This window comes from Lentzea sp. HUAS TT2 (assembly GCF_051853195.1).
In the GTDB taxonomy this organism is placed as follows: Bacteria; Actinomycetota; Actinomycetes; order Mycobacteriales; family Pseudonocardiaceae; genus Lentzea.
The window spans coordinates 7,374,181-7,397,689 of record NZ_CP196667.1 but is presented as its reverse complement, the minus strand read 5'-3'; the positions used below and the strand labels follow the sequence as shown (position 1 = coordinate 7,397,689).

Sequence of the window (23,509 nt, the reverse complement as noted above, 5' to 3'; positions counted from 1 at the left end):
GAGGCGCGATGCGCTTTCTCGTCCCGCTCCTGTGCTGCGCCACCGTTCTGACGGCCTGCACCACAACTGCAGACCCTGGACCGGTCTTCGACAACGAGAACGGCGCGGACCTCACCTGTCTGCGCCACCAGTCCCAGCCACCTGGCCCTCGCTACACCGACGAGTCGATGCGCAACACCGGCGAAACCCTCTCACTGCTGCGCTACTACACAGCACACGGCCGAAAACCCTTCTGCGACAACCAATCCCCCACCGACGCCGACAAGCAGTGGGCCCAGCTCTACGTGACCCTCGGCGCCGACCGCACCAACGTCACCGCGCTGCTCGGCTGAACCTGTCGCAACGAGGTTCGAACCGCCGAGCCTTGGACGTGACGACCTTCAAGCCGGCCAGGCGTTGCAGCGGATCGTGCTGGCCGCGACACCAGGAACATCGACGTCCCGGTCCTGGCGCCCGTCACCTCGACCATGAGAACACGGTTGCGACTCGAGCTCGGGTCGAGTCTGGTACCGCAGGCGCTGCTCAGGATCGGTTACGCCGAACGCAGTCACGCCGAGCACGCCTCAGCACCGACCACGAAACCCGTTTCCCCGCGTTAGAGCGCAGAGAGGACACAAAGACCCTCCTCAAAGGACCAATGACACTCCCCCGCATCCCGCCACATCCCGCACTGTGGTCCTCATGAGCAGTCCGACGGATGGCACATCCCTGCGACCGAGCTACGCCACGTTGATGGTCTGGTTCGACGTAGGGCAGCGGGTCCTGGTCCGTGGCGGGGAGCACCACGGTCGTCGCGGCACAGTGGTCGTGAGACAGCCGGACCTCCGCCCGGGGACCGTCTGGGTTCGGCTGGACGACCTCGGTCCCCGCCTCATGCCCCACTACCGCCTGACGGCGGACTAGAACCCGGCTCTGCGAGCCCAGCCCGGGCTCGTTGCCCGATCAACGGCCATTGTCAGCACGATCCCGACCGCAGGCCTCACACCCGTTCCACACACTCCCGCAGACGGACGAGGTCTGCGGAAATGCTCCTGCGCACCTGGCGGGCCATCAACGGAGTCGCCCAGCCGAAGAACCGGCCCGGTGACCCTGTCGCCCTGATCACCACACGGGTCGCGTCCGGAACGTCCTCCAGCTCGTAGCGCACCGTCATCGGGAAAGGCCGGTCCACCGTCATCTCCACGAGCCGATCAGGTTCGTGCTCGGTGACCACGTACCCGTAGACGAACTCACGGCCGAGAAACCGCGCGGTGCGCTCGACCACGGCCCCCTTCGTGAGCGGACCCGGCTGCGCGGGCCTGCTGGAGGTGATGCCCCCGGTCCACTCGAGGTCGTGGGCGGGATCGAACATGAACGCGGCCACCTCGGCGCGCGGGCGACGCACGATCACTTCAGGGCGTACGTCGACGACCACGGAACACCTCCCGGCGAACAGGCCGAGCCAACCTACGTCATACCCGTCGTCACCGCAGGAGAACTCCGCTCTCGACCACGCTCGGACGTGCTTCAAGCCGGGATCCCAGCGCGATGCCGACCGCGCTCAGCGTTCGAAGGAAGAGCGGCTGCCCGACGACCCGGTTGGCCGGGACCACTCGGTGCGATGGATCTGGTTGGCTGCGGCGACATTGCCCGTCGCCGGCCCGGCAGTGGTGGTCGTGTCGACGACATTGCCGCTTTCCGCGGCCGGCAGCTGATACCAGCCGGAGCACCCGTCGACGCACGGGTGACTCATCTCCACCAGCTCGAGCACACCGTCCTGACCAGACACCGGTTGCCGCCAGAACATCGTGCCGGTGCCGCCACACAATTCGCAGGGGTGCGGGTCGCGGAGTTGGTGGTGCACACCGGCCATCATCCACAATTCTTCGCGTTTGCCCGAATCGTCTCACCTGTACGGACGAACGGCGATGTCGCCGATGACCGCGGGGCGCCGGTTCGGTCGCTGCTGTCGCCTCTGAACCGTGGCGCCGACCGGCACACGGTCACGGCCCCGGGCGAGTTCGAGGAGCGCCGCAGACCTGTTCGGATGGACCGGGATCATCTTGTCGACACCGGTTACTCCCAGCGGCAAGGACACAGCCCTGTGCGTGCCGAAAACTGCATCCACTCAGGTCAAGCGGCACGGCGATACTCGTGTGGGGTGCCAGAACATGGCTCAACGCGCCTGACCTGCGCATCACGCTGCTGCAGGTTCGTACTCGTTGATCAAGCCGCCAAGCACCCGCCGACGATGTCCGGATCTACAGCCTGGATCTCCGGTCAGGTGACCGGGTCGTGTGGAGTGTGGTGTCGCGCTCGGTGTGGTCGTTCCGCGTAGCAGTTGGCCCGTGAACACCGCGGTGGGATCTTCACGACGTCGATGCCGGTGTCAGCGAGAACGGAATCGAACGACGCCGTGAACTGGCCTGTCCTGTGGGCTCGGCGCGTCGCGGACACCGGAGTCGAAGGACACCTCCACCGTGCTGAAGCGGTTCGCGACGACGTGCACATCGATCGGCTGGGCGATCGGCAGGGGCGTTCCCGCGAGGTTCGCGGGGCGCAGGGTGTAGTCGCCCGGTGCCAGGGCGATGCGGAACCGTCCGTCCTCACCGCTGTCGACCACAACAACGTCCTCGTCCGAACCTGCTCTAGTCACCGTGATCCTGGCGGACAGCGGCTTGTCCGGGCACGGCGGCGCGTCACGGGCCGGCGGGCACCCGCCGTCCACCATCGCCACCCCTTCGACACCGGAGTCTCGCGGAGCCGCTGGTTCCTGTCCGCAACCGACTGCCAGCAGCACGAGCGCCGACAGCACGATCAGGCTCTTCATCGGCAACACCACCGGATTCGGCGCGGTGGCGGGCCAGAGGTCGACCCGCCACCTTCAGCTTGTCAGGAGAAGAGCACGTTGTGCGGTTCCGCGTAGGCACCGGCTGCGCCGCAGTGCCCGCCGGTCATCGCATACGCCGCGGCAACCCATTGGGACGGGTTCGCCTTGTAGGTCCGCACCGTCAGGTAGTCACCCCATCGGTAGAGCCCGCCTGTGGAGGTGCAGGTGTTCCCGGAGCCCCACAGGTAGTAGTTCGGCGAGGTGTCGATCGCGTTGGCCGGTGAGTTGTTCACCGCCGCACCGGGGTAGTAGTGCGTGGTGCCGGTGCCACCACCCCAGGCGAACGTGGTGCCGACGCGTCCGGAGTTGTTGGGCGCCATGGACATGTACTGAATCGCGCCCCAGCTGCCCCACTGGTCTCCCGCGCCGATGTAGGCCTTGGTCGACTCGTTGAACCACACGATCCTGGTGTACGGGAACGGGTGCGAGCCGTCTTGCCTGGCGTTGAAGGAGAATCCGAGGATGCCGCTCGCGCGGTAGGCGCCGAGCGTGCGGGAGTCGCCGAACTGGCACCAGTTCCGCACGACGCCGTCCGTGCTGCCGCAGTTCTGCCCGCTGTTGCGCGTGTAGAAGCTGTACGCCGCAACGGTGCGGTCCCAGAAGAAGTAGGTTCCGGAGTTCTCCGCCCAGGAGTAGATGCGGAACGACGAACCGTTGGTCTGTCCCCAGTTGCTGCCCCAGAGCAGGGTGTCGGTGGAGCCGGGGACGAGCTTGAAGGTGAAGCTGTCCGTGCGGTTGAGGAAGTTGTAGCTGAACCCGCTGCAGGTGCTCATAGGGAACTTCGGCAGCCGCACGACCGCTGAGCCCTGCGGTCCTGTGGCGGGGAAGAAGTTGGTGGAGATGGCCACGAAGTTGTTGGTGATCGTGATGTCGTTGTAGTCCAGCGTGGTGCCTGCGGCCAGGCCGAACCACGTGGCATCGATGTTCCAGAAGCACCAGCCGGTGAACGCGCCCGCTCCGGCCGCGGAAGCGTTGGCGAGCACCAGCCGGTTGTTGTACTGCAGCAACCAGAACTGGCGGCCCGTCGCGGCGTCGTACTGGGTCACCTGGTCACAGCAGAACCCGCTGCCGAACAGGGTGAAGGGATCGAGGAAGTTCCAGGTCGCCCCGTTGTTCGTCGATCGGGTCGCGTACCAGTTGCCGACCTGGAAGATGTTGCCTCCGTTGGCATCCGTGCTCGGCTCCTGCGTGTTCGATGCGAACGACGCGCCACCGGACAGCCCGCTCGCCGGGATAGCGGAGTTGCGCAGCACGCTCGCGGTGGCAGTGCTGATTCCGCCGGGCACCGCCATCTCCGGCCCCAGGGCGCCGTGACGCGGCTCCGGCCCCTGCTTGCCGAGGTTGGCGGTGTGGTTGTCCTTCTGCTGCTTGCGCGCGGTGAGTTCGGCGACCTGAGCTTCGGTGTAGCTGCGCGGCTGCTCCGACACCGCCGCCGTGACCCGTGTCCCCGCCGCCACCGCGCGGCTCTGCGTGCCGCTGATGCGAGTCGGCGCGGCGCTACCGGCTGCCGGCGCGGACAACGTGCCCACCACCAGCACACTAACCGCGAAAATTAGCGTGCGTCTACTGCGGTATTCGTCACGAAATGGCATGTAACGCATTGACCCCTCGCTCCGCTAGTTGAAACAGAGTTCAATGAGCGTCACCTGGAACGCGTTTCACAAACAGAGACCAAATACCCGACTTGCACGCTGGATCATTTCCGATTGATCAGGTTTGCGAATGCCGCCGAATGTCCGAAGAGCACAGGCGGAATGCGGACGCGACAACCTCCGCCACCTGCGGAGGCTCCCCATCGCGGACGTTGAGCCGAATGGGTGGCACAGCGGGTTATCGCACTCCAGAAGGCTGACATGGTCATCGCGAGTCGCTTCGCCGTGCGCAGTCGACTACTGGTCGTTGCTATTTGCCATGAAAGGACCTGAAGGATTGATTGATACGCGACCAATGCGAGGCGCCCGGCGGCGGCGGAATTCCTTGTGCGGTGCCGTGAGCGGGTTGCTGATCGCCACGTTGTTCACCGCGCCACACCAGCTGTGGCCGATCCGTGGTCTGCCGGGCTCCTGCAGTGCGCCTTCTGCGGCTTCGACGGTGACCCGCTACGCCGACTCGCGCACGGTGTGCTCGACGAGCTCGAATCCTTTGATGATCCTGGGGCGGATGCGGATGATCTGGTTCATCGGGCCGTCGACCCAGGGCTGCAGCATCTCCTCGTAGCGGCGCACCTCCTCGGCTTGCTGGACGTGGCGGGCGTACCCGGTGACGATCACGCTCCACCCCAGGCGGGTGTGCGGATCGATCTCGTCCGCCTCGTAGGCCACCACCACGCCCACAGAGCTCAGCAACGCGGCCCCCAGGTGCGTGCGGACGATCACCGCACCGCCGTCGACGATGTGGTTGACCGGCCGGATGGCCGGCATCGCGTTCTGCGAGAACACCACGCGACCGAAGGGGACCCCGCCGAGTCTGCGCAGCGCCTCGTCGGCCGCCAGTTCGCGCAGTTGCCGTGTGCCGTTCATGACGTCTTCGTCCCGTCGGGGAGTTCGTTGCCGGTGAAGCCCACGTGCGCTTCCCGGTTGATCCGCTCGATCATGTGCGGATAGTGCAGTTCGAACGCGGGACGGATCGAGCGGATCCTGGGCAACTCGGTGAAGTTGTGCCGCGGCGGAGGACACGATGTCGCCCACTCCAGGGAGTTGCCGAAGCCCCACGGGTCGTCGACGGTGACGATCTCGCCGAATCTGTAGCTCTTCAGGACGTTCCAGAGGAACGGCAGCGTCGAGGCGCCCAGCACGTACGCGCCGATCGTCGACAACGTGTTCAGCCCGGTGAAGCCGTCCATCTCCAGGTAGTCGGCGTACCTGCGCGGCATGCCCTGGTTGCCCAGCCAGTGCTGCACCAGGAACGTCGCGTGGAACCCGACGAACGTCAGCCAGAAGTGCAGCTTCGCCAGGTGTTCGTCCATCATCCTGCCGGTTATCTTCGGGAACCAGAAGTAGATGCCGGCGAAGGTGGCGAACACGATCGTGCCGTAGAGCACGTAGTGGAAGTGCGCCACCACGAAGTAGGTGTCGGACACGTGGAAGTCCAGTGGCGGCGCGGCCAGCAGCACGCCGCTCAGCCCACCGAACAGGAACGTGACCAGGAAGCCGACGGAGAACAGCATCGGTGACTCGAAGGTGATCTGGCCCTTCCACATCGTGCCGATCCAGTTGAAGAACTTGATGCCGGTAGGCACCGCGACCAGGAACGTCAGCAGCGCGAAGAACGGCAGCAGCACGGCACCGGTGGCGTACATGTGGTGTGCCCACACCGCAACGGAAAGCGCGGCGATGGACAACGTGGCGTAGACGAGTCCTTTGTAGCCGAAGACCGGTTTGCGGGAGAACACCGGGATGATCTCGGAGATCACGCCGAAGAACGGCAACGCGAGAATGTAGACCTCGGGGTGCCCGAAGAACCAGAACAGGTGCTGCCACAGCACGACGCCGCCGTTGGCCGGGTCGAACACGTGCGCGCCCAGCAGCCGGTCGGCCAGCAGACCGAAGCCCGCCGCGGTGAGAATCGGGAAGACGACCAGCACCAGCACGCTCGTCACCAGGATGTTCCAGGTGAACACCGGCATCCGCCACATCGTCATGCCCGGCGCGCGCAGGCACACCACCGTGGTGATCATGTTGACCGCGCCCAGGATGGTGCCGAGACCACCCACCGCCACGCCGACGATCCACAGGTTGGCACCGACACCGGGTGAGTGGAGCGCATCGGACAACGGGACGTAGGCGAACCAGCCGAAGTCCGCCGCGCCGCCTGGCGTGACGAAGCCGCCGAGCATCAGGAGGCCACCGAAGAGGAACAGCCAGAACGACAACGCGTTCAGCCGCGGGAACGCGACGTCGGGTGAGCCGATCTGCAGCGGCAGCACGAAGTTCGCGAACCCGAAGACGCTCGGCGTGGCGTACAACAACAGCATCACCGTGCCGTGCATGGTGAACAGCTGGTTGTACTGCTCTGCGGACAGGAACTGCAACCCCGGTCGTGCCAGCTCAGTGCGGATCAGCATCGCCATGGCGCCGCCGATCATGAAGAAGGCGAACGTGGTGACGAGGTACATCACGCCGATCTGCTTGTGGTCGGTGGTGCGGAACAACTGCAGCAGAACCGAACCTTTGATCCGATCACGCGGGGGGTTCGGGTGCACCTCGGCCGGTGCGGGAACCAGCGCGGTCACGTTCTCTCCTGTGTCACGGGAAGCACGCGGGCATCCTGACTCCGGTCAGGCAGGGTCCAGCAGGGACCAAAGTCCCATTGGGGCCGGGACTCTCCCGCGTTCACCAGGTAGCCAGGGTGATAAGTCCGTAATGACCGTCGTGATGCCGGCACAACGCCGCGCCTGGGGTCCGTGTCGGCGTTGCGGAAGAGGCGGAACGGCAACTCCATGGCGTCCAGCCGAGCGCGGCGCCGTGCCCACCAGCCGGGCAAGGCGATAACCCGTCGGGCCGATGCGTAGACCGCACCGTCCTTTCCGGTCTCGGCGTCGACGAACAGATGGATGTCGTAGTCCGTCAGGTCCATCGTGAGCGCCGCCTGCTCCGGCGTGCAGCGAGCTGGGTCGCGCATGCCGCCAGACCGGCCACCCTGCGAGGGTGAGAAGTCGCTGCGCTGCGCGTCAGGTTGTTACGGACGACCGTTCTGCCGCTCAACGAGGTGACCTGAGCCTTTCGAGCAGGAACGACCTCTGTCGACTCGGGCAGCGGTCGTGATCAGTCCTCCTGTGCCGTGCGGACGAGCGGCAGGTGCAAGGTGAAGGTCGATCCGTTCGGGCCCGACTCGTCGAGGACGATGTCTCCGCCGTGAGCACGGGCGATCTCCCGGCTGAGGTAGAGCCCCAGTCCAAGTCCGTGACCTGCACGCCTCGTCCTGCCGTACTTGGTGAACAGCGCGGCTTGCTGTTCCTGGTCGATGCCTGCGCCCCGGTCCGCCACCGCCACGACGACCATCTGGTCCTGTTCCCCGATCGTGATGGTGATCGGGGTGGCACGAGGGCTGGCCTTGACCGAGTTGGACAGCAGGTTCGTGAGCATCTGGCGGTAGCGGAACGGGTCGACAGCCGCCGACACCCTGTCCAGACCTTCGACCGTGACCGGGTTGTCCGCGGTCAGCTGCCGCAGCTCCGCGATGACGGTGCGGGTGAGGGCGTACATGTCACGGCGTTCCAGCACGAGGCCGAGATTTCCCGTGCCGGCGCGCTGGGCGTCCGACATCGCGTTGACCAGCCGGTCCAGCTGGCCGAGGTTGCGTCCGATCGCCTCGATCAGCTCCCGCACCGCGGCGGAGGGCAGGTGGCCGATGCGCTCGGCCAGGAGTTGGTTCAGGCCGGCCGCGGCGGTGATCGGGTTTCTCAGCTCGTGCGCACACGCCGTGACGATCTCGCTCTGGTCGGCTGTCCGCTCGAACCGCTGTCGCGGCGCGGTGCGGGCCGTCTCGTCTGCCGGGTCCGCGGGCGGCGGAGCCGGACTGAAGCTGGTGTTCGGGAACAGGCGCTGCAGCATGCCGGTCAGGTTGCGCAGCGAACCTCCTTTCTCGACGTACGTCGTGGCTCCGCGCTCCAGGGCCTGCCGTGCCACCTGGTCGGTTCCGTACCCGGACAGCACGACGATCTTCGCGGTGGGGCATGCCGCGTGGATCTCGGGCAGGGCCTGCAGGCCGTCGAGCATCGGCATGGCGAGGTCGAGCAGGACCAGGTCCGGGCTGGTCTCGGCCGTGACGAAGATGGCGTCGAGACCGTTGCCTGCCTCCCCCACCACGGTCACTCCGTCGATGGCGTTGAGTGCGAGCCGCAGGGCCAGCCGCACCTCGGGGCTGTCGTCGGCGAGCACGACGGTGATCTTGCCGACGCGGTCGGCGTCCTCGGCTTTCGCGACGCGTTCGGGTGGGTGTTCGGCGGCGCGGGGTAGTTCGGCTGCCGACTGGCGGGCGAGATCGCCCGCTTCGATGCTCGAACTGCCGGACAACAGGTTGCGCATCATCGCGCGCGCGGCATCAAGCGTGCGGTGCACGGTGTCGATCGCGTACGCGCCATCGTCGCGCTCGAACGTGTACAGAGACGCGACCAGTCCCTGGATGATGTTGTCGTTGATCTCCAGCGCCTGCTTGCGGTGCCCGCGCGCCTGATCGAGCTCGCGCATGGCGTCATCGGCGCGTTTGCGCTCGGTCACGTCGCGGATGGCGGCGACGACGGCGGCCTGGCCGAACTCGCCGCCCAGGCCCGTCAGAGGACGCAGGGACACGTCGACCGGGAACTCGGAGCCGCTCTTGCGCATGCCCACCAAGGCGTGTCCGACGCCCATGGGCCTTGCGACCGGGGGTGAGTGCGACAGGTAGCCGTCGCGGTGTTCTTCGTGGCGGTTCCGCAGCCGGTGCGGGAGGAGCAACTCGACCGGCTGCCCCTGCATCTCCTGCTCGGAGTAGCCGAACAGTTCCCGCGCCGGGGCGTTGGTCAGGGAGATGTGCCCTCGAGCGGTGACGCCGATGATCGCATCGGGGACGCAGTCCAGCAGTGTCTGCGTCCTCTGCTCGCTGTCGCGCGCCTGCTGCAGCGCCGCTCGAGCCGCCGTGATGTCCTGGGCGGTCTCCACCAGCCGTACCGGATCGCCGGCGGTGTCCAGCACGACGGCAATCCTCCGGTGCAGCCATCGCACGCTGCCGTCTGCCAGGTCGAACCGATGCTCCACGTCCACGTGCCCGTGCGTGCGCAGCGCACGCTGGTGGGCCGCCAGCACTGCCTCCACGTCGGCAGGCTGCAGCTGTCGCAGCAGGAAGTCGTGGCCGGCTCCGTCCGGCCATTCACTCAGGCCGTGCAGCCACAGCATTTCCGCGCTGCACGTCACCGCTCCCGTGATCAGGACGATCTCCGCGCTCCCGATGTGCCCGAGCTCCTGTGCACGGGTGAACAGGTCTTCACGCTGCTCGAGGCGCCGCACATCATCGGCAAGTTCCGCTGTGCGCACGTGGACCCGCTGTTCGAGTTCCGCACCGGTCCTCGCGATTTCGTCCAGTGCCATGCGCCGCTCGCGGGACGCGGCGGTCAGCAGCAACGTGGTGAGGACGAGCGAGGTGCCATACGTTCCCAGCAGAGCCAGATTCTGCGTCGCGCTGAGGTGAGCGAAGGCACCTGCACCACGTGTGTGGGCGATGATCGCTCCGACGGTTGACATCAGCACGCACCACGCTGTGACGACGTGCTCGAACCGCCAGGCCGCCCAGATGTTCAACGGGAACAGGGCGAGCAACAACGGAGGTCCGCCGATCGCGACCGCCGCGGCGGTGAAGGCGCAGCAGGCGACCGAGATTCCGGCTTCGACGGAAGACCCGAAAGCAACCGCGTCGATCCAGGAGCGGAGCCCGCGCGGCTCGTGCCGGTGCACGAACTCGCAGGCGGCCAGGATCAAGGGGGTGAAGACGAGCACACCGAGCACGTCACCGACCCACCACGAGAGCCACGACGCCGAAGCGGCCGGGTCGAGCCATCGCGTGGCCGCGCTCCCCACCAGGGCGGCGGGAACAGTGCCCATCACGGCACCCGGCAGCACTAGGACCACCGCGTCGCGTGCCCTGTGCAAAGACGTGTGCAGACCGAGACGGGTCAGCGCGAATCCTGTGAGCATCGCGCCCGCGGTGTCGGTCAGCGCTTCAGTGGCGCACAGCACAACGGGACGACCCAGTGCGAGGTTCGCCGTGAACAGAGCGAGCAGAACGAGTGGCCACGCCCGCCACCACAGCAGGGCGGCCGCCAGTGCGATGCCGCTCGACGGCCACAGAGGCAGGATCGCCCCCTCGACCTGGTGTGGTGTCAGAAGGCCTGCCAGCACGGCGATGCAGGCCGCTGCCGCGATGGCCAGGCCGTTCCTCTCCCGCCTGGAGGCGAAGGACGTGCCGTCAGACATCACGGCCGTCCGTCGACACGCCTCGCCGGCCGGACGATCGGCCGGCCGGTCGTCCCTCGCACGTCGCGGTGAGTCGGCTGATCACGTCGCTGACGTCCTCGGTCCTGCGCGGCACGGGCACCGCGGCAAGCTCGGTGAGCAAAGGCCGGAACCGGTCCTTGACCCTCGTGGACGCGACGCTCGCGGACAGGTCGAGGGCGACCGAGCCCCGTTCGAGAGCAAGGCCGATCTCGCCGTCTCGCAGGTGGTTGATGGCGCTCGCGATGAGGGCGAACACGCGGCTTCGGCGCATCTCGGCCGGGTAGCCCTCGCAGGCGCGCTCGATCGCCGGAATCGCGAACGCCGTGTACTTCGGATCTGCCGTGCGGGCCAGCTCCGTCCACACGAGACCGGTGACGGCGGACAGGTCGACCTCGTCGAAGAACCACGACCAGGCCGACACCTGACTTGTGTCCGCGAGCTCGAAGAATTCCCTCGCACTGAAGATGCAGTCCTGGGCTGACGCGACATCCCCCATGCAGGCGTAGGCCCATGCGGAGTTCGCGAGAAGGATGCTCTGAGCGTGGAACTGCCGGCTGCGGGACAGCACGGAGCACCCGCGGTCGAACGAGTCCAGTGCGGACTGAAGATTTCCGTTGTGCAGGTGCACGCGACCTGCTCTGTAGGCAACGTTCGACAGGAGGTCCGCGTTTCCCGCTGCTCCGGCGAGCTCGCGGGCCCGACTCAGGTGGACGAGCGCCGAGTTGGTCAGGCCCCGGTCGAACTCGACCCAGCCGGCGATGTTGTGCACATCGGCGACCGCGCTGAGCAGGCGTGGGCGCAGTTCGTCCTGCACACCGCACAGGAGCAGGTTCGCGCCGACGTCGAGCAAGGTGTTCAACGCGATGCCGACGTGGCCTCCTCCATCACGGTAGTCCCTGGTGCGGACGTCATCGGTCGCCATCTCGACCTCTGCCACGTCCTCCACACCGATCCGGCGACCGGACAGATCCCGTTCGGCGAACCTGTCACCCGATGATCGATCAGCAGGGCCCATGTCAGGCAGCCCCATTTCTCCCCGACATTCCGCTGCATTGCCGATACCCTAAATTCACTCGTCACGGCACGAGCAGAGCACAAGGTCCTCACAAGAAATGACCTCATTCCACGGAATTCTTTCGTGGGTGGAATCACTTTGGCTGCGTCGAGATCGGCGCCTTGCGAGTGATATGTGGTCCTGACTCCAGATCAGCGTGCGGTTCACCAGTGCCGTGGAGTCGAAGTGCTCCACCGGGAAGCGGTACAGGTCCGCGCGGGTCATGAAGTCCCGGAAGAACGGGTCCCATCGAGTCGGCGGGGCATGCCGGGGATCCGAGCTGGACGCTGTTCGTCCAGAAAGGGGCCGCTGTGCTCTGCGGACCACCACGACCGCCCAACGAGCGGAATGGCGACCGGGGGCGGCGTTGAACCGGACGGGTGGCGCTGGGCGGCGGTTCAAGAGACCTCGGCGGGCATCTCGTCGGGACGTTCGACCCTGCTGTCCGCCAGGCGGCGGTCAGACGATGATCGTGTTGTTCGGGTGAGAAGAGGAGGGCTGAGTGAGCCGGCAGGTGGCTTCACCGGAGGACATCGCGATCGCCACGACGGGCGAGGTGGCCGAGGAAGAGCGGGAGCTCGTCCTCCTGCAGGTCGCCTCGGTCATCGACCGGCTGCCGGTCCGGTGCTCCGCGGCACGGGTCAGGTTGACCGCCGCGACCTCGCCGGCCGCGGCGTGGCCGGCGGTGGCCCAGGTGAACGTCGAAGCCGACGGGCGGGTGGTTCGCGCTCAGGTGGGGGCCGCCGTCCTGCGGGAGGCGGGCAGCCAGATGAGCGCACGACTGGGTGAGCAGGTCGCGCGCCTGGCCGCGCCCTGGCGTCCCCGGCGGTGGCCGGAACTCGGCCGCCGCGGACGCCTCTGGTCGTCGGACCGGTACCCGGAGGTCGTGCGCCACAAGGAGGTGCTGCCGGTCCGCTGCTCCCCGGACGACGCGGCGCTCACGATGGATCTGCTGGACTTCGACGTGCACCTGTTCGTCGACGCCGGCAGCGGGCAGGACAGCGTGGTCTACCGGGTCGGGCCCACCGGGTACCGCATGGCCCGCGTGGTCTCGCCGGGGCCGCCCGCCACGCCCCCGCGCCTGCCCCTGACGTTCCAGCCGCACCCGACCCCGGCCCTGTCCGGCGAGCAGGCCGTGCACCGCCTCACGGACACCCAGTACCCGTTCCTGTTCTACCGGGACGCGACCACCGGGCGGGGCACGGTGCTCTACCACCGCCACGACGGCCACTACGGGCTGCTCACACCGAGGTGAACCGCCACCGCCGGACGGTGCGGGCTCGACGACGTGAGCTCAGGCCTGACGCCTGGTGGCGACGATCCGGTCGGACAGCTCGCGCAGCTTCACGTTCGACCGCTGCGACGCCTTCACGATCAGCTGGAACGCCTCCGCGGAGTCGAGGTCGTGGCGTTCCATGAGGATGCCCTTGGCCATGCCGATCGCGTCCCGCGCCTCGATCGCCTGCCGAATCCGCGCCTTGTGCTGCGCGCCGGCGATGGCGATCGCGGCGTGGCAGGCGAACAGGTGGGCGTCCTGTTCCCGGCCCGCGGGGAATGCGCCGAGCTGGGACGAGTAGAGCGTCAACGAGCCGCACACCGCGCCGTCGACGCACAGCGGGGACGCCCAGACCGACCGGATCCCGTGCTCGACCGCAGCCGCGGCGAACTCGCCCCACCGGGTCTCAGAGGCCAGGTCGCCGCCGTGCACCACCCGCCCGTGCAGGGCGTCGAAGCTCGGCCCTGCGGCCGCTCCGTGCTGGAGGTCTCCCAGTGCGGCCGCGAGCGGGCCCGACGCCGCTGCCGCGCTCTTCTCCCCCGGTAGCATCACGCTCGCGTGCTCGGCCCCGTCCAGGTCGCTCACCGCTGCCTCGACGACGGCCTTGCTCGCGGTGTGCAGGTCCGGTGCGCGGTGGGGATCGCCGACGACCGCGCTCAGCAGACGGAGGAGCATCCACGGCTCGTTCCCCTCCGGCTGCGCTCCGCTCGCGCTCATCTGGCTCCACCCCACCTCTTCGTGCTCTGTGGGACCGGCTGGACCACCTCGCTCACCACGCAACGTAGACAGGCGTCCCGTCGCGCTGCAGGACCGGAAGTTCCGGCGACTGAGGACGAACGACTCTTCTGGAAGCGGCGAGGTCCCCTCGCGGGGACGTCACATCTGGAACACCAGCCGCGCGGGCACGCGACCGTTGAGCACGTCGTCGAAGGACTCGTTGACCTCCTCGAGCGCGCGCGTCCGCGTGATGACCTTCGTGCGGCCCGCCGCGTGCAGGGCGAACACCTCGGCCAGGTCGGCACGGGTACCCACGATGGAGCCGATGACCGAGATCCCGCCGAGCACCGTGTCGAAGATCGGGACGGTGATGGCGGCGTCGTCCGCGGGCAGCGCCACCATCACGAGCCGGCCGCCGCGGCGAAGTGACCGGTAGGCCTGGGCGAACGGCTTCGGCGACGCCGCCAGGACGACCGCGATGTCGGCCCCGCCGACCGCGCGGATGGCCTCCACAGGGTCGGTCTGCGCGGCGTTCACCACGTGGTCCGCACCGAGCTCGCGGGCCAGGTCGAGCTTGCTCTGCTCGACGTCGACCGCGGTGACGAAGCCGCCCACGAGGCGCGCGTACTGCACCGCCATGTGCCCGAGGCCGCCGATGCCGAACACCGCGACCCTCTCGGCCGGTACGACCTCGGCCACCTTGATGGCCTTGTACGTGGTGACGCCCGCGCACGTCAGCGGAGCGGCATCCACGGAGGACACGGCGTCGGGCACCTCGACGACCCCGTTGGCGTGGGCGAGGGCGTACTCGGCGTAGGCGCCATCGACCGAGTAGCCACTGTTGATCTGGCTCTCGCACAGCGTCTCCCACCCGGACACGCAGTAGCGGCAGCTCCCGCAGGCGGACCCGAGCCAGGGGATGGCCACCCGCTTGCCCACCCAGGCGTCTGCGACGCCGGCGGCGACGGCCTCCACCCGGCCGATCCCCTCGTGGCCGGGGACGAACGGCGGCACGGGTTTGACCGGCCAGTCGCCGTGCGCCGCGTGGATGTCGGTGTGGCACAGCCCCGACGCCTCGATCCGCACGAGCATCTGGCCCGGCCCTGGCTCGGGTACGGGCAACTCCTGGATCTCCAACGGCTTGCCGAAGTTCGTGACGACCGCTGCTTTCACCGTGCTGTCCTTTCTCGAGGGGCTGTCGACGTTAGGCACGCGAACGCTGCGAACACGCTGCAAGGCGCAAGGTCTCACCCTGCGGAGCCCAGGAGCCCCCTGGCGCGCGCCGCCGCGGCCGCACCGGCGGCGGAGCCCTTCGGCAGGTGCCGGGACAGCGCCTGCCAGACGACGCCGTCGGTGCTCCCCCAGCCGGTGTCCACCCATCGGCGCAGCAGCCGGACGTCTCCGCCGGCCAGCACGGCACCCCGAAGCTGCTGCTCGAGCGACTCCCGGTGCTCCCGCACGAGAGGGGCGTCGGACGACGGCAGCAGGGGACCGTCGTAAAGGGCCATCGCGTCATGCACCCGGCCTTCGGCCAGCAACGCACCCAGGTCGCCGAAGTCCGCGCTCACCTCCTCGCGCAGCTCGTAGGGGCGCGACCCGAGCAGCCGGTCCCCGAGAACAGCTCGCAGCCGTGACATCTCCGCCCGCACGGTCGACGTGCCGAGCTCCGCGTCCGACAGCTCGACGGCCAGCCGCCCGGCGGTCCGGCCCGCTCGGGCCAGCACCAGGACGACGAGGATCTCGCTGTGCCGCCGGCTGAGTCTCCTGACGCGTCCATCCACCTCCAGCAGGGCCTCGTCGCGGCCGAGCGCCCGGATCGCCGCCCCAGGCCGGGGTCGCGCCCTGCGGCCGAGGAGCTCGGCCTCGGCGGCCGCGGCCGCCGCGCGCACCAGCGCCAGGGCGTAGGGGCTCGCGGCTGTCTCGTCACCGGTGACGTCCACCGCGCCGAGTACCCGTCCGGTGTGCGGATCACGAACCAGTGCCGCGGAACAGGACCACGGGTGGACCACCTCGTTGTAGTGCTCGGCGGAGAAGACCCGCACCGGATGGCCCACGGCAAGAGCGGTGCCCGGCGCGTTCGTGCCGGCGGACGACTCCGACCAGTTCGCGCCCTCGGCGAAGTTCATCCGCCCGGCCCGGTCGAGTGCCGCGGTCCGGCCGCGCACCCGGAGCAGCACTCCATTGGCGTCGCTGACCGCGAAGAGGTGCCCGCCGTCGTCGATCGACCCGCCGAGCAGCGCGTCGAACACCGGCAGCACCGACCCCAGCGGATGCCGCATCCGGTAGTCCGCCAGCTCCGCGGCGCCCATCCACGTCGCCGGCAGCCGGCGGTCGTCGGAGCCGGCCCGCGCGAGGGCACACCGTCGCCACGAGCTCGCGACCACCGGGCGGACGAACGGGAGAACGGTCTCGGCGCACACGAACAACTCGTGCGCCTTCCGCAACTCGGACCTCGTGTCCACGCCCTCCATCCGACCGCCGCGGGAGCGCCGCGATCAGGGCCGGACGTCGCTCGCCGGACGGGTCGAAGTACCCAGGTCGACGCTTGTCGGCATGTGGTTGAGGATCTGGCCCTGGAGCTCCTCCAGCGTCTGGAGGGCGTGCCGTACAGCCGCCGCGTCCTCTCCCTCTCCGTCCGCACCACCAGAGGCGACATGTTGCTCGTACTGCCCCTTGAGCCAGGCGCGTTCCGCCGGGTCGTCGAGGTCGACCCGGTACGGCAGCTCCACGGTCTCGATGCGGTGGTCAGCGGGCCGTTGGTCGGGAAGCGACCTCCCTGACCCGAACCGGTCAGCCCGCGGCGTCACTCCCCGACCACCGCCGGATCCTGGACGACATCCGGCGGGTGCCGTCGTCACGGCGGCCGACGCGATGCTGGAACACCTCGTGAGCACGACGGGCTCGGGGTTCCGTGCCGGTCGGCGAAGCGGGCTGGCACGGAACCCCGAGCAGTCCACGGCGGAGCCGCGATCGGTGTCGGCAGCGCTATTTCTTGAGGCGGCGGCTGCCGGCGTGCCAGTCCTCGACTTTGCCGGTCTCCTGGGTGGTGACACCGAACGACGGCAGCTGCGGCTGCTCACGCAGGCTGCGCTTGAGCTCGGCGAAACCGGGGAACCGGGCGAGCCCGACGACGTGGTCCCAGAGTTGCGCCGCCTGCTCCTCGTCGGGCAGGCGGCTGATCACCGGTCCGAAGAACGCGACGCCGTGCGACGGTTCGAAGTGGATGATCGGCGTGCCGACGTCCTTGCCCGTCAACGACAACGCCTCGTCGGACTCGGCCTGGATCTCGGCATCGCGGTCCGTGTCGTCGAGGGCGGCTGCGAGGGAGACCGGCAGGCCTGCCTCGGCGAGCGCGTCGACGACCAGGTCCCCGGCGGCCTGCCAGCCGGGGACTCGTCCCTCGTCCGGTCCGGTTTCCAGGATGCGTGCGCCGAAGGCGGCGTAGAGCGGGCCGACCGCCTCGCGGCCGTGCAGTTCCCGCACCGCCGAGGCCACTCGCAGCAGGCGCAGGCCCGCCGTGTGCTGGGCCTCGTACTCGGCCGGGAAGTGGCTGTCGTAGTCGAGGTGGGAGTTGATCAGGCGCAGCGAGATGAACCGCCAGTCGACGGTGTAGCCGCGTTGCGCCTGGACGAGCCTGATCCACTTGCTCGTCATCCACGCGAACGGGCAGATAGGGTCGAAGTAGAAGTTGATGTCGACGTCGCTCATCGCGATCATCCTTTCAGGACCAATGATGCCGATGAAGGGTCGAAAGTACGACTCACACGCTGGCCCGCTGGACGAAGCTCGGCCATCCACGCATGTGGTTGATGAAGCGTTCGCTCATCCCACCGTCGCGCAGATACTGCGCCGGAACGGGGACCCTCGGACTGTCGTACGACGGATTCACCTTGACCTGCAGGGGAAAGTCTCGCTGGAGAATGCCGGCCCTGCCGATCAGGACGAAGTCGCAGCCCTCGTCCAGCAGCCGCCCAGCGCGCTGGGCGCTCATGATCTTGCCCGCCGTGCCCACGCGCACGCCCCGCCGGGGAATGCTCGTGAAGACGCTGAGCATGGTCTGTCCTCGGAACGCTCCCTCGCGGACGATCTGTGCGGAGTCCCACAGGGCGAGGTCGAGGTAGTCGATCAGTTCGCGATCGAGGATGTCCGCGGTGATCTCACGCAGTTCTTCCAGTCGCAGCCCGTAACGTTCGACCGACAGGCGCCAGCCGATCTGGAAGTCCGGGCCGGTCGCCCGGCGGATCCCCTCGATCACCTCGATGGTGAGACGAGCCCGGTTCTCGGTGCTGCCGCCGTACTTGTCCGTGCGGTCGTTCAGCAACGGGGACAGGAACTCCGACAGGATCCACCCGAACGCGCCGTGCGCGGCGATCCCGTCGAATCCTGCCCGCTCCGCCCTGACCGCGGCGGCGATGAAGCTGTCCCGAATTCGCTCCACCTGTTCCGTGGTCAGCGCCCTGACACCCGGCACCGTGCGACTGGAAGCGGGGGCGACGACTCCTCCCAGGTCCGGGTTGGCGCGATGACCGGCGTGATGCAGCTGCACCGCCGAGAGACCGCCCCCTTCCCGGATCGAGGTGGCCATCGCGGTCAAACCGGGAAGCAGGGCGTCGCAGTGGATGCCGACCTGCCGTTCGAAGCCGATGCCACTCGCCTCGACGTAGGCGGCACCGGTCTGGATCAGCCCGTAGCCGCTGTGCGCGAGCTGCCTGATCCACTCCTTGTCGAACGTGGACGCGGAACCGTCGTGACCGCTCTGCTGGCTGGTGAGCGGCGCCATCATGAAGCGGTTCCTCATCGCCGGCCCGTGCAGGAGGGAAAGCGGTTCGAAGAGGTCTGACACGGACATCCGCCTCACCCGCCGATCCGGCTGCGGTGCTTCAGCAGCGCGGACGAAACCCGCGGAACGTACATCTGTGTGATGGGCATGACTTTCCTCGATCTGGTGAGAGCCCGGGGAGTTGCCGTCCCTGGCTCGTGTCCGGCCGTCGCGGTCGCGTGGCTCCCACCAGGCTCCGACCTTGACATCAGTGTGATAGCAAGCGATGGACGTGAGTGTGTGACGAGGATCAAGCGGCTTCTCTGGTCGTTCCAGTACTTCGTCAGTGCTCGGCACCCGGCGAGGCGAGAGCAGCACCCAGTTCGGCGATGAGGTCGGCGGGCTCCTCGATACCGGTCGAGAGCCGGATCAACCCGTCGGTGATCCCGAGTGACTCCAGTTGGTCGGGTATCCGCACCGTCCGGTTCGTCAGTGCCTCGACGAGTAGGAGCCTGGTGTTCGGGGTGAGGGCGCGTCCTGCGCGCCTTCCAGGTCGGCGACGGCCTCCTCGAGCAACCGGCTGTTGCAGTGACCGAAGCGGTAGTGGGCGTGCCCTCGTTCCTCGCAGTCAAGAACTCGTTGTAAGGCAGCCAGATCCGCGTGGCTGTGCACAGTGCTCTGGTGCAGGGCGTGCACCAGCGGAACGAGCCGTCGGTCTCACGTGAGACCGACGGCTCTTCGGCGCTCAGTTGAAGCGCGAGTACTGCGGATCCGTCCACTTGGCGGGGAAGGCGTTCTCGGTCCAGATCGCCTCGGTGATCCGGAAGACCGTCTCGTGCCCGTTGGCGGGCCCGCTCTCGTCGCCGGCGGACCAGCGCACCTCCGCAGTCCCTGTCAGCTGCAGGGTCGCTCCCGAGTTCCAGTCGGGAAACAGCAGGCCTGCCAGCGGGTTCACGGTGAGGTTGCCCGCGGTCATCATCATCGCGTTGCCCACGTAGTCCGGCCAGACCAGCTCACCGGGCGAGACGACCTCGACGAAACCGGGATTGCCACCGCGGTGCGAGACGTCCACACCGCCTTCCGCAGCGGTCGCGATGAAGAAGGTGTCGGCGTTCGACACGAGGACCGACTGGCGCGTGTCGAGCACCTGGCTTCGTTGCGCCACAGGGTGGAAGCCAGTCGGCTCCTCCGTCATCACGCGGGCCTGGATGTACTTGGGGCAGTTGCCGAACGCCTGGTGCACGTCGATCTCACCGCCGCCGTCCACTGGGCGCCACCGGCCGTTGATCCGCAACCTCTTGCGCATCACCAGGTCGATGGCGAGCGTGCCCACTTCCGTCTCGTCCTTCAGGACTTCGGCCAGCGGGTCTGTCGGCACCACGCGCGCCTGGGCCCGCAACGTGTGCGGGTCGGGTGCCGACAGGAATCCCTCCTGGCCCACCAGGCTGGTGGCCCACGGCCGTCCGTCGTGGTCCTGAGCACCCAGCACCAACATCTGCTGGCGCTCCAGGAAGTCGAAGGCCCCGCGGGGGATGGCGTCCGAGATGATCGGCCGGACCCTCGCCGCCAGCTCGGTGAGTCCGGCCACCCGTTGCGCTTCGAGCTCGCCGGGGTGGAAGGCGAGCGGGTCGACGAGGTCGGTCATGGCGTCAGAAGGTCAGGACGCTGTAGCCGGAGCGGACCAGTTCCCTGATGCTCGCGACACCGTCGGTGCCGGGTGCCTGGTTCTGGCTCACCTGGTCGATGCCCTCGTTCTCGACACCTCCGGTCGCACCGAAGACGGCCGCGCAGCCCCGGGACGCCACCGTGGCGACCTGCTTCTTCACCGCGGTGTAGAGCTCGTTCGCGGGGTGCGCCGGGTCCGCCAGCACGGCGGGCCAGCGGGTGCCCGCGCCCTGGAAGACGACGAGGGCATCGCCGCCCTGCGAGAACTCCCACGCGGTGGCGAGCGCGTTGAAGACGCGGCCCAGCGCCTCCTCGGAGCCGGAGGCCGGGTCGGACAGCACCACTACGGCGGTCTTGCTGGTCATGAACGTTCTCCTCGTGCTCGGAAGGTCGGTCGACGCCAGCATTACCGAACGATCGGTAAAAATCAAGTGACTCGGAACACCTCGCGGAGCTGCGAAGATATATTTACCGTACGTTCGGTAACACCCTGAACGTTCTTCCTGGGAGGACCCATGACCACCACGCCGCTGACCCTCACCGTGTCGGCGCGGACCCCGGTCGCCGCAGAAGTGGTCGCCCTGACCCTCGCGTCCGCCGACGGACGGGAGCTGCCACCGTGGCGGCCTGGCGCGCACATCGACGTGACCTTCCCGACCGGGCAGACCCGCCAGTACTCGCTCTGCGGCGACCCGGCGGACCGATCGGCCTGGCGCATCGCGGTCCTGCTCGCACCACGATCCAGGGGAGGTTCGGCGTGGATCCACGAACAGGCGGGCGTCGGCTCCTCGTTCACGGTCAGCGGGCCGAGGAACCTCTTCGAACTCGAGCCCGCCACCGCCTACGTGTTCGTGGCGGGAGGTGTGGGCATCACGCCGATCCTGCCGATGGTCATCGAGGCCGAGCGGTCGGGCATCCCCTGGACACTCTGGTACGGCGGAAGAAGCAGTGCCTCAATGGCCTTCGTCGACGAGCTCCTGCGGTTCGGGGACCGGGTCCGCCTCATGCCCGGCGATCGCATTCCGATCGCCGAGGTTCTGGGAGCACCCAGCGCCGGCACGGCCGTGTACTGCTGCGGCCCCGAGTCGATGATCGAAGCCGCGGAGAAGGCCTGCGTCACTTGGGAACCCGGCACACTGCACGTGGAGCGGTTCGTCCAGGAAGTCCAGCAGCCAGAAGGAACCGCGGCCTTCGAGGTCCACTGCGCCCGGTCCGGAGTGGACGTTCACGTCGAGGACGGGATCTCGGTGCTCGACGCTCTGCTGGCGGCCGGCGTCGAGGCAGACTACTCGTGCACGCAGGGATTCTGCGGCACCTGCGAGACGCGGGTGATCGAGGGCGTGCCGGACCACAGGGACGACTACCTCGACCACTCCGCGGCACCGGGCACGATGATGATCTGCGTCTCGCGCTCGCGGTGCCCGAGGCTGGTGCTCGACCTCTGACCGGGTCCCGGAGCCTGCTTCACTCCGGCTCCGGCATCAGGATGCTCGGCATCATGGCGACGCTCTGGACGAAGACGTCGGTGTCCCCCAACGTCCGCGCGAGCACCAAGGCCCCTTCGATGCGGACGAAGGCCTCCTTGGCTGCGCGCATCGCTTCGGCGGGCGCGCGACCGGCACGCTGCGAGGCCTCGGCCATCACGTCGATCTGCCCCTGCGCGAGCGACCGCGCCTGGTCCCTGACCTTCTGCGGTGTCCCGGCCAGCGTCATGGTGTCCAGTACGCAGGACAGCGCTCCCGCGCCGTAGAAGTCGCTGAGCCGGCGAGCGGTCTCGGCGATCCCCCTGGCGACGTCCTCGTCCTCCCGCATCGGCGCCAGGATCCACAGGAACCGCTCGCCGACCATGGTCAGAATCGCCTCCGCCATCTCCTCCTTCCCGTTCGGGAACCGGTGGTAGAGGCTTGCCCGCTGCAGCCCGGAGGCCGAGGAGAGGTCTCCGATGGCCGTCCCGTCGAACCCCTTCTCCCGGAACACCGGCAGTAGGAGGTCGAGCAGGTCGGCGGCGCCGATGGAAGGTGGTCGTGCCATGCCGCCACATTACCGAACATTCAGTCAATTAGGGGACGTTGCCGTTGCGCGGTGCGCAAGTACTCGCAGGTGCCCTGCACGTTCACACGCTGAACCGACGCACGAAGCTCTGCCATCCCCGCATGTGGTTGATGAAGCGTTCGCTCATCCCGCCGTCGCGCAGGTACTGCGCCGTCACCGGCAACTCGGGGCTGTCGTGGCAGGGGTTCTCCCGGACCCGCAGGGGGAAGTCCCGCTGAAGGATCGCGGCCCTGCCGATCAGGACGAAGTCGCAGCCCTCGTCCAGCAGGTGCCCGGCGCGTTGCGCGCTCATGATCTTGCCGGCCGCGCCCACCCGCACACCCTTCCGAGGGAGGCCGGTGAAGACGCTGAGCATGGTCTGTCCGCTGAACACTCCTCCCCTGACGATCTGCGCGGAATCCCACAGGGCGAGGTCGAGGTAGTCGATCAGCTCCCGGTAGAGGATCTCCGCGGTGATCTCACGCAGTTCATCCAGTCGCAGCCCGTAACGTTCGACCGACAGGCGCCAGCCGATCTGGAAGTCCGGACCGGTCGCCCGGCGAATCCCCTCGATCACCTCGATCAGCAGCCGGGCGCGGTTCTCGGTACTCCCGCCGTACTTGTCCTTGCGGTCGTTGAGTTCCGGGGACAGGAACTCCGACAGGATCCACCCGAACGCGCCGTGGAGCGCAACACCGTCGAACCCGGCCCGCTCCGCCCTCACCGCGGCCGTGACGAAGCTGTCGCGAATCCGCTCCACCTCCTCCGTGGCCAGCGCCGCGACGCCCGGCAGCGTGGCGGCGGAGGCAGGAGCTGGAATCCCGAGCTCCGGATGAGCGCGATGGCCCGCGTGGTTCAGCTGCACCGCGGACAGGCCGCCGCCGTTGCGGATCGAGGTGGCCATCTCGGTCAGGCCGGGCAGGTGGACGTCGGAATGAACACCCAGCTGCCCCTCGTAGGAGATGCCGTCCGCCTCGACACTGGCCGCCCCGGTCTGGATCAGCGCGTACCCGCCCTGCGCGACCTGCCTGATCCAGTCCTGGTCGAAGGGAGAGGCAGAACCGTCTGGCCGGCTCTGCTGGTTGGTGAGCGGCGCCAGCATGAAGCGGTTCCTCATCGCCGGGCCGTGCAGAAGGGTGAGCGGTTCGAACAAATCGGGAACGGACATGAA

The 23,509-nt window shown here is 68.1% G+C and carries 23 protein-coding genes; 3 read left to right on the top strand and 20 right to left on the bottom strand.

All coding sequences use genetic code 11. The features are described 5' to 3' along the window. Positions 1-8: 8 nt before the first annotated feature. Positions 9-332, top strand: a complete 324-nt coding sequence (locus ACSHWB_RS35055; RefSeq protein WP_439657585.1) for a hypothetical protein — start codon at positions 9-11, stop codon at positions 330-332. 647 nt (positions 333-979) lie between these two features. Here the strand turns inward: ACSHWB_RS35055 and ACSHWB_RS35050 are convergent. The 9 genes from ACSHWB_RS35050 to ACSHWB_RS35010 all read right to left on the bottom strand — a co-directional run bounded on the left by ACSHWB_RS35050 (position 980) and on the right by ACSHWB_RS35010 (position 11,866). Then, complete coding sequence (locus ACSHWB_RS35050) at positions 980-1,414, bottom strand: SRPBCC family protein (RefSeq protein WP_439657584.1); 435 nt, start codon at positions 1,412-1,414, stop codon at positions 980-982. A gap of 126 nt (positions 1,415-1,540) precedes the next feature. After that, entirely contained in the window at positions 1,541-1,855 is a 315-nt protein-coding gene (locus ACSHWB_RS35045) for a hypothetical protein (RefSeq protein WP_439657583.1), read from the bottom strand. Between the two features lie 513 nt (positions 1,856-2,368). Next, on the bottom strand, positions 2,369-2,809 hold the full coding sequence (locus ACSHWB_RS35040) for a hypothetical protein (protein ID WP_439657582.1): 441 nt from the start codon (positions 2,807-2,809) through the stop codon (positions 2,369-2,371). A 62-nt stretch (positions 2,810-2,871) separates the two neighbouring features. Further along, positions 2,872-4,398, bottom strand: coding sequence for a hypothetical protein (locus ACSHWB_RS35035; RefSeq protein ID WP_439657581.1), 1,527 nt, complete (start codon positions 4,396-4,398; stop codon positions 2,872-2,874). A 570-nt stretch (positions 4,399-4,968) separates the two neighbouring features. Then, positions 4,969-5,388: a pyridoxamine 5'-phosphate oxidase family protein gene (locus ACSHWB_RS35030; protein ID WP_439657580.1), complete on the bottom strand. Its 420-nt coding sequence runs from the start codon at positions 5,386-5,388 to the stop codon at positions 4,969-4,971. Then, the gene (gene ctaD / locus ACSHWB_RS35025; protein WP_439657579.1) at positions 5,385-7,100 is read right to left on the bottom strand and encodes an aa3-type cytochrome oxidase subunit I; all 1,716 of its coding nucleotides are present in this window, start codon (positions 7,098-7,100) and stop codon (positions 5,385-5,387) included. Before ctaD ends, ACSHWB_RS35030 begins: the two co-directional genes overlap by 4 nt. Further along, a complete protein-coding gene (locus tag ACSHWB_RS35020) occupies positions 7,097-7,489 on the bottom strand; it encodes a sigma 54 modulation/S30EA ribosomal C-terminal domain-containing protein (protein WP_439657578.1) in 393 nt (130 codons plus the stop codon). The genes ctaD and ACSHWB_RS35020 overlap by 4 nt, the downstream gene beginning before the upstream one ends. Positions 7,490-7,632: 143 nt before the next feature. Beyond that, positions 7,633-10,815, bottom strand: a complete 3,183-nt coding sequence (locus ACSHWB_RS35015; protein WP_439657577.1) for an ATP-binding protein — start codon at positions 10,813-10,815, stop codon at positions 7,633-7,635. Then, positions 10,808-11,866, bottom strand: coding sequence for a hypothetical protein (locus tag ACSHWB_RS35010; protein WP_439657576.1), 1,059 nt, complete (start codon positions 11,864-11,866; stop codon positions 10,808-10,810). The genes ACSHWB_RS35015 and ACSHWB_RS35010 overlap by 8 nt, the downstream gene beginning before the upstream one ends. Before the next feature lie 526 nt (positions 11,867-12,392). Here ACSHWB_RS35010 and ACSHWB_RS35005 point away from each other — a divergent pair. Continuing rightward, positions 12,393-13,145: a sigma 54 modulation/S30EA ribosomal C-terminal domain-containing protein gene (locus tag ACSHWB_RS35005; protein WP_439657575.1), complete on the top strand. Its 753-nt coding sequence runs from the start codon at positions 12,393-12,395 to the stop codon at positions 13,143-13,145. Positions 13,146-13,184: 39 nt separating this feature from the next. Here the strand turns inward: ACSHWB_RS35005 and ACSHWB_RS35000 are convergent, their stop codons facing one another. From ACSHWB_RS35000 to ACSHWB_RS34960, 9 genes are all read right to left on the bottom strand, one after another. Next, positions 13,185-13,883: a GAF and ANTAR domain-containing protein gene (locus ACSHWB_RS35000; protein ID WP_439657574.1), complete on the bottom strand. Its 699-nt coding sequence runs from the start codon at positions 13,881-13,883 to the stop codon at positions 13,185-13,187. 159 nt (positions 13,884-14,042) lie between these two features. Continuing rightward, positions 14,043-15,056: a zinc-dependent alcohol dehydrogenase gene (locus ACSHWB_RS34995; RefSeq protein WP_439657573.1), complete on the bottom strand. Its 1,014-nt coding sequence runs from the start codon at positions 15,054-15,056 to the stop codon at positions 14,043-14,045. A gap of 74 nt (positions 15,057-15,130) precedes the next feature. Then, entirely contained in the window at positions 15,131-16,345 is a 1,215-nt protein-coding gene (locus ACSHWB_RS34990) for a GAF domain-containing protein (protein ID WP_439657572.1), read from the bottom strand. A 33-nt stretch (positions 16,346-16,378) separates the two neighbouring features. After that, complete coding sequence (locus tag ACSHWB_RS34985) at positions 16,379-16,690, bottom strand: hypothetical protein (protein ID WP_439657571.1); 312 nt, start codon at positions 16,688-16,690, stop codon at positions 16,379-16,381. Between the two features lie 178 nt (positions 16,691-16,868). Further along, the gene (locus ACSHWB_RS34980; protein WP_439657570.1) at positions 16,869-17,591 is read right to left on the bottom strand and encodes a mycothiol-dependent nitroreductase Rv2466c family protein; all 723 of its coding nucleotides are present in this window, start codon (positions 17,589-17,591) and stop codon (positions 16,869-16,871) included. 52 nt (positions 17,592-17,643) lie between these two features. Then, complete coding sequence (locus ACSHWB_RS34975) at positions 17,644-18,732, bottom strand: NADH:flavin oxidoreductase (RefSeq protein WP_439657569.1); 1,089 nt, start codon at positions 18,730-18,732, stop codon at positions 17,644-17,646. Between the two features lie 253 nt (positions 18,733-18,985). Then, positions 18,986-19,120, bottom strand: a complete 135-nt coding sequence (locus ACSHWB_RS34970) for a PLP-dependent transferase (RefSeq protein ID WP_439657568.1) — start codon at positions 19,118-19,120, stop codon at positions 18,986-18,988. Positions 19,121-19,387: 267 nt separating this feature from the next. Then, positions 19,388-20,287 (bottom strand): pyridoxamine 5'-phosphate oxidase family protein, encoded by a 900-nt coding sequence (locus ACSHWB_RS34965; protein ID WP_439657567.1) that lies wholly within the window; start codon positions 20,285-20,287, stop codon positions 19,388-19,390. Between the two features lie 4 nt (positions 20,288-20,291). Next, complete coding sequence (locus ACSHWB_RS34960) at positions 20,292-20,672, bottom strand: hypothetical protein (RefSeq protein WP_439657566.1); 381 nt, start codon at positions 20,670-20,672, stop codon at positions 20,292-20,294. Positions 20,673-20,822: 150 nt separating this feature from the next. On the opposite strand from ACSHWB_RS34960, the gene ACSHWB_RS34955 reads away from it, so the two are divergent. Next, a complete protein-coding gene (locus ACSHWB_RS34955) occupies positions 20,823-21,752 on the top strand; it encodes a PDR/VanB family oxidoreductase (protein WP_439657565.1) in 930 nt (309 codons plus the stop codon). 19 nt (positions 21,753-21,771) lie between these two features. Here ACSHWB_RS34955 and ACSHWB_RS34950 read toward each other — a convergent pair whose 3' ends face one another. Both ACSHWB_RS34950 and ACSHWB_RS34945 read right to left on the bottom strand, forming a co-directional pair. Then, positions 21,772-22,338 carry a TetR/AcrR family transcriptional regulator gene (locus ACSHWB_RS34950; protein WP_439657564.1) on the bottom strand — a complete coding sequence of 189 codons (567 nt, stop codon included), beginning with the start codon at positions 22,336-22,338 and terminating at the stop codon, positions 21,772-21,774. Between the two features lie 82 nt (positions 22,339-22,420). Further along, positions 22,421-23,506: a hypothetical protein gene (locus tag ACSHWB_RS34945; RefSeq protein WP_439657563.1), complete on the bottom strand. Its 1,086-nt coding sequence runs from the start codon at positions 23,504-23,506 to the stop codon at positions 22,421-22,423. Positions 23,507-23,509: the final 3 nt, after the last annotated feature.

Coding starts and splice junctions, on each gene's coding strand:
- ACSHWB_RS34980 (WP_439657570.1), bottom strand. CDS start 17,591: ATGAGCGACGTCGACATCAACTTCTACTTCGACCCTATCTGCCCGTTC.
- ACSHWB_RS34960 (WP_439657566.1), bottom strand. CDS start 20,672: ATGACCAGCAAGACCGCCGTAGTGGTGCTGTCCGACCCGGCCTCCGGC.
- ACSHWB_RS35055 (WP_439657585.1), top strand. CDS start 9: ATGCGCTTTCTCGTCCCGCTCCTGTGCTGCGCCACCGTTCTGACGGCC.
- ACSHWB_RS35040 (WP_439657582.1), bottom strand. CDS start 2,809: ATGAAGAGCCTGATCGTGCTGTCGGCGCTCGTGCTGCTGGCAGTCGGT.
- ACSHWB_RS34945 (WP_439657563.1), bottom strand. CDS start 23,506: ATGTCCGTTCCCGATTTGTTCGAACCGCTCACCCTTCTGCACGGCCCG.
- ACSHWB_RS35010 (WP_439657576.1), bottom strand. CDS start 11,866: ATGGGGCTGCCTGACATGGGCCCTGCTGATCGATCATCGGGTGACAGG.
- ACSHWB_RS35020 (WP_439657578.1), bottom strand. CDS start 7,489: ATGCGCGACCCAGCTCGCTGCACGCCGGAGCAGGCGGCGCTCACGATG.
- ACSHWB_RS34950 (WP_439657564.1), bottom strand. CDS start 22,338: ATGGCACGACCACCTTCCATCGGCGCCGCCGACCTGCTCGACCTCCTA.
- ACSHWB_RS34965 (WP_439657567.1), bottom strand. CDS start 20,287: ATGACCGACCTCGTCGACCCGCTCGCCTTCCACCCCGGCGAGCTCGAA.
- ACSHWB_RS34975 (WP_439657569.1), bottom strand. CDS start 18,732: ATGTCCGTGTCAGACCTCTTCGAACCGCTTTCCCTCCTGCACGGGCCG.
- ACSHWB_RS35045 (WP_439657583.1), bottom strand. CDS start 1,855: ATGATGGCCGGTGTGCACCACCAACTCCGCGACCCGCACCCCTGCGAA.
- ACSHWB_RS35015 (WP_439657577.1), bottom strand. CDS start 10,815: ATGTCTGACGGCACGTCCTTCGCCTCCAGGCGGGAGAGGAACGGCCTG.
- ACSHWB_RS34955 (WP_439657565.1), top strand. CDS start 20,823: ATGACCACCACGCCGCTGACCCTCACCGTGTCGGCGCGGACCCCGGTC.
- ACSHWB_RS35030 (WP_439657580.1), bottom strand. CDS start 5,388: ATGAACGGCACACGGCAACTGCGCGAACTGGCGGCCGACGAGGCGCTG.
- ACSHWB_RS35000 (WP_439657574.1), bottom strand. CDS start 13,883: ATGAGCGCGAGCGGAGCGCAGCCGGAGGGGAACGAGCCGTGGATGCTC.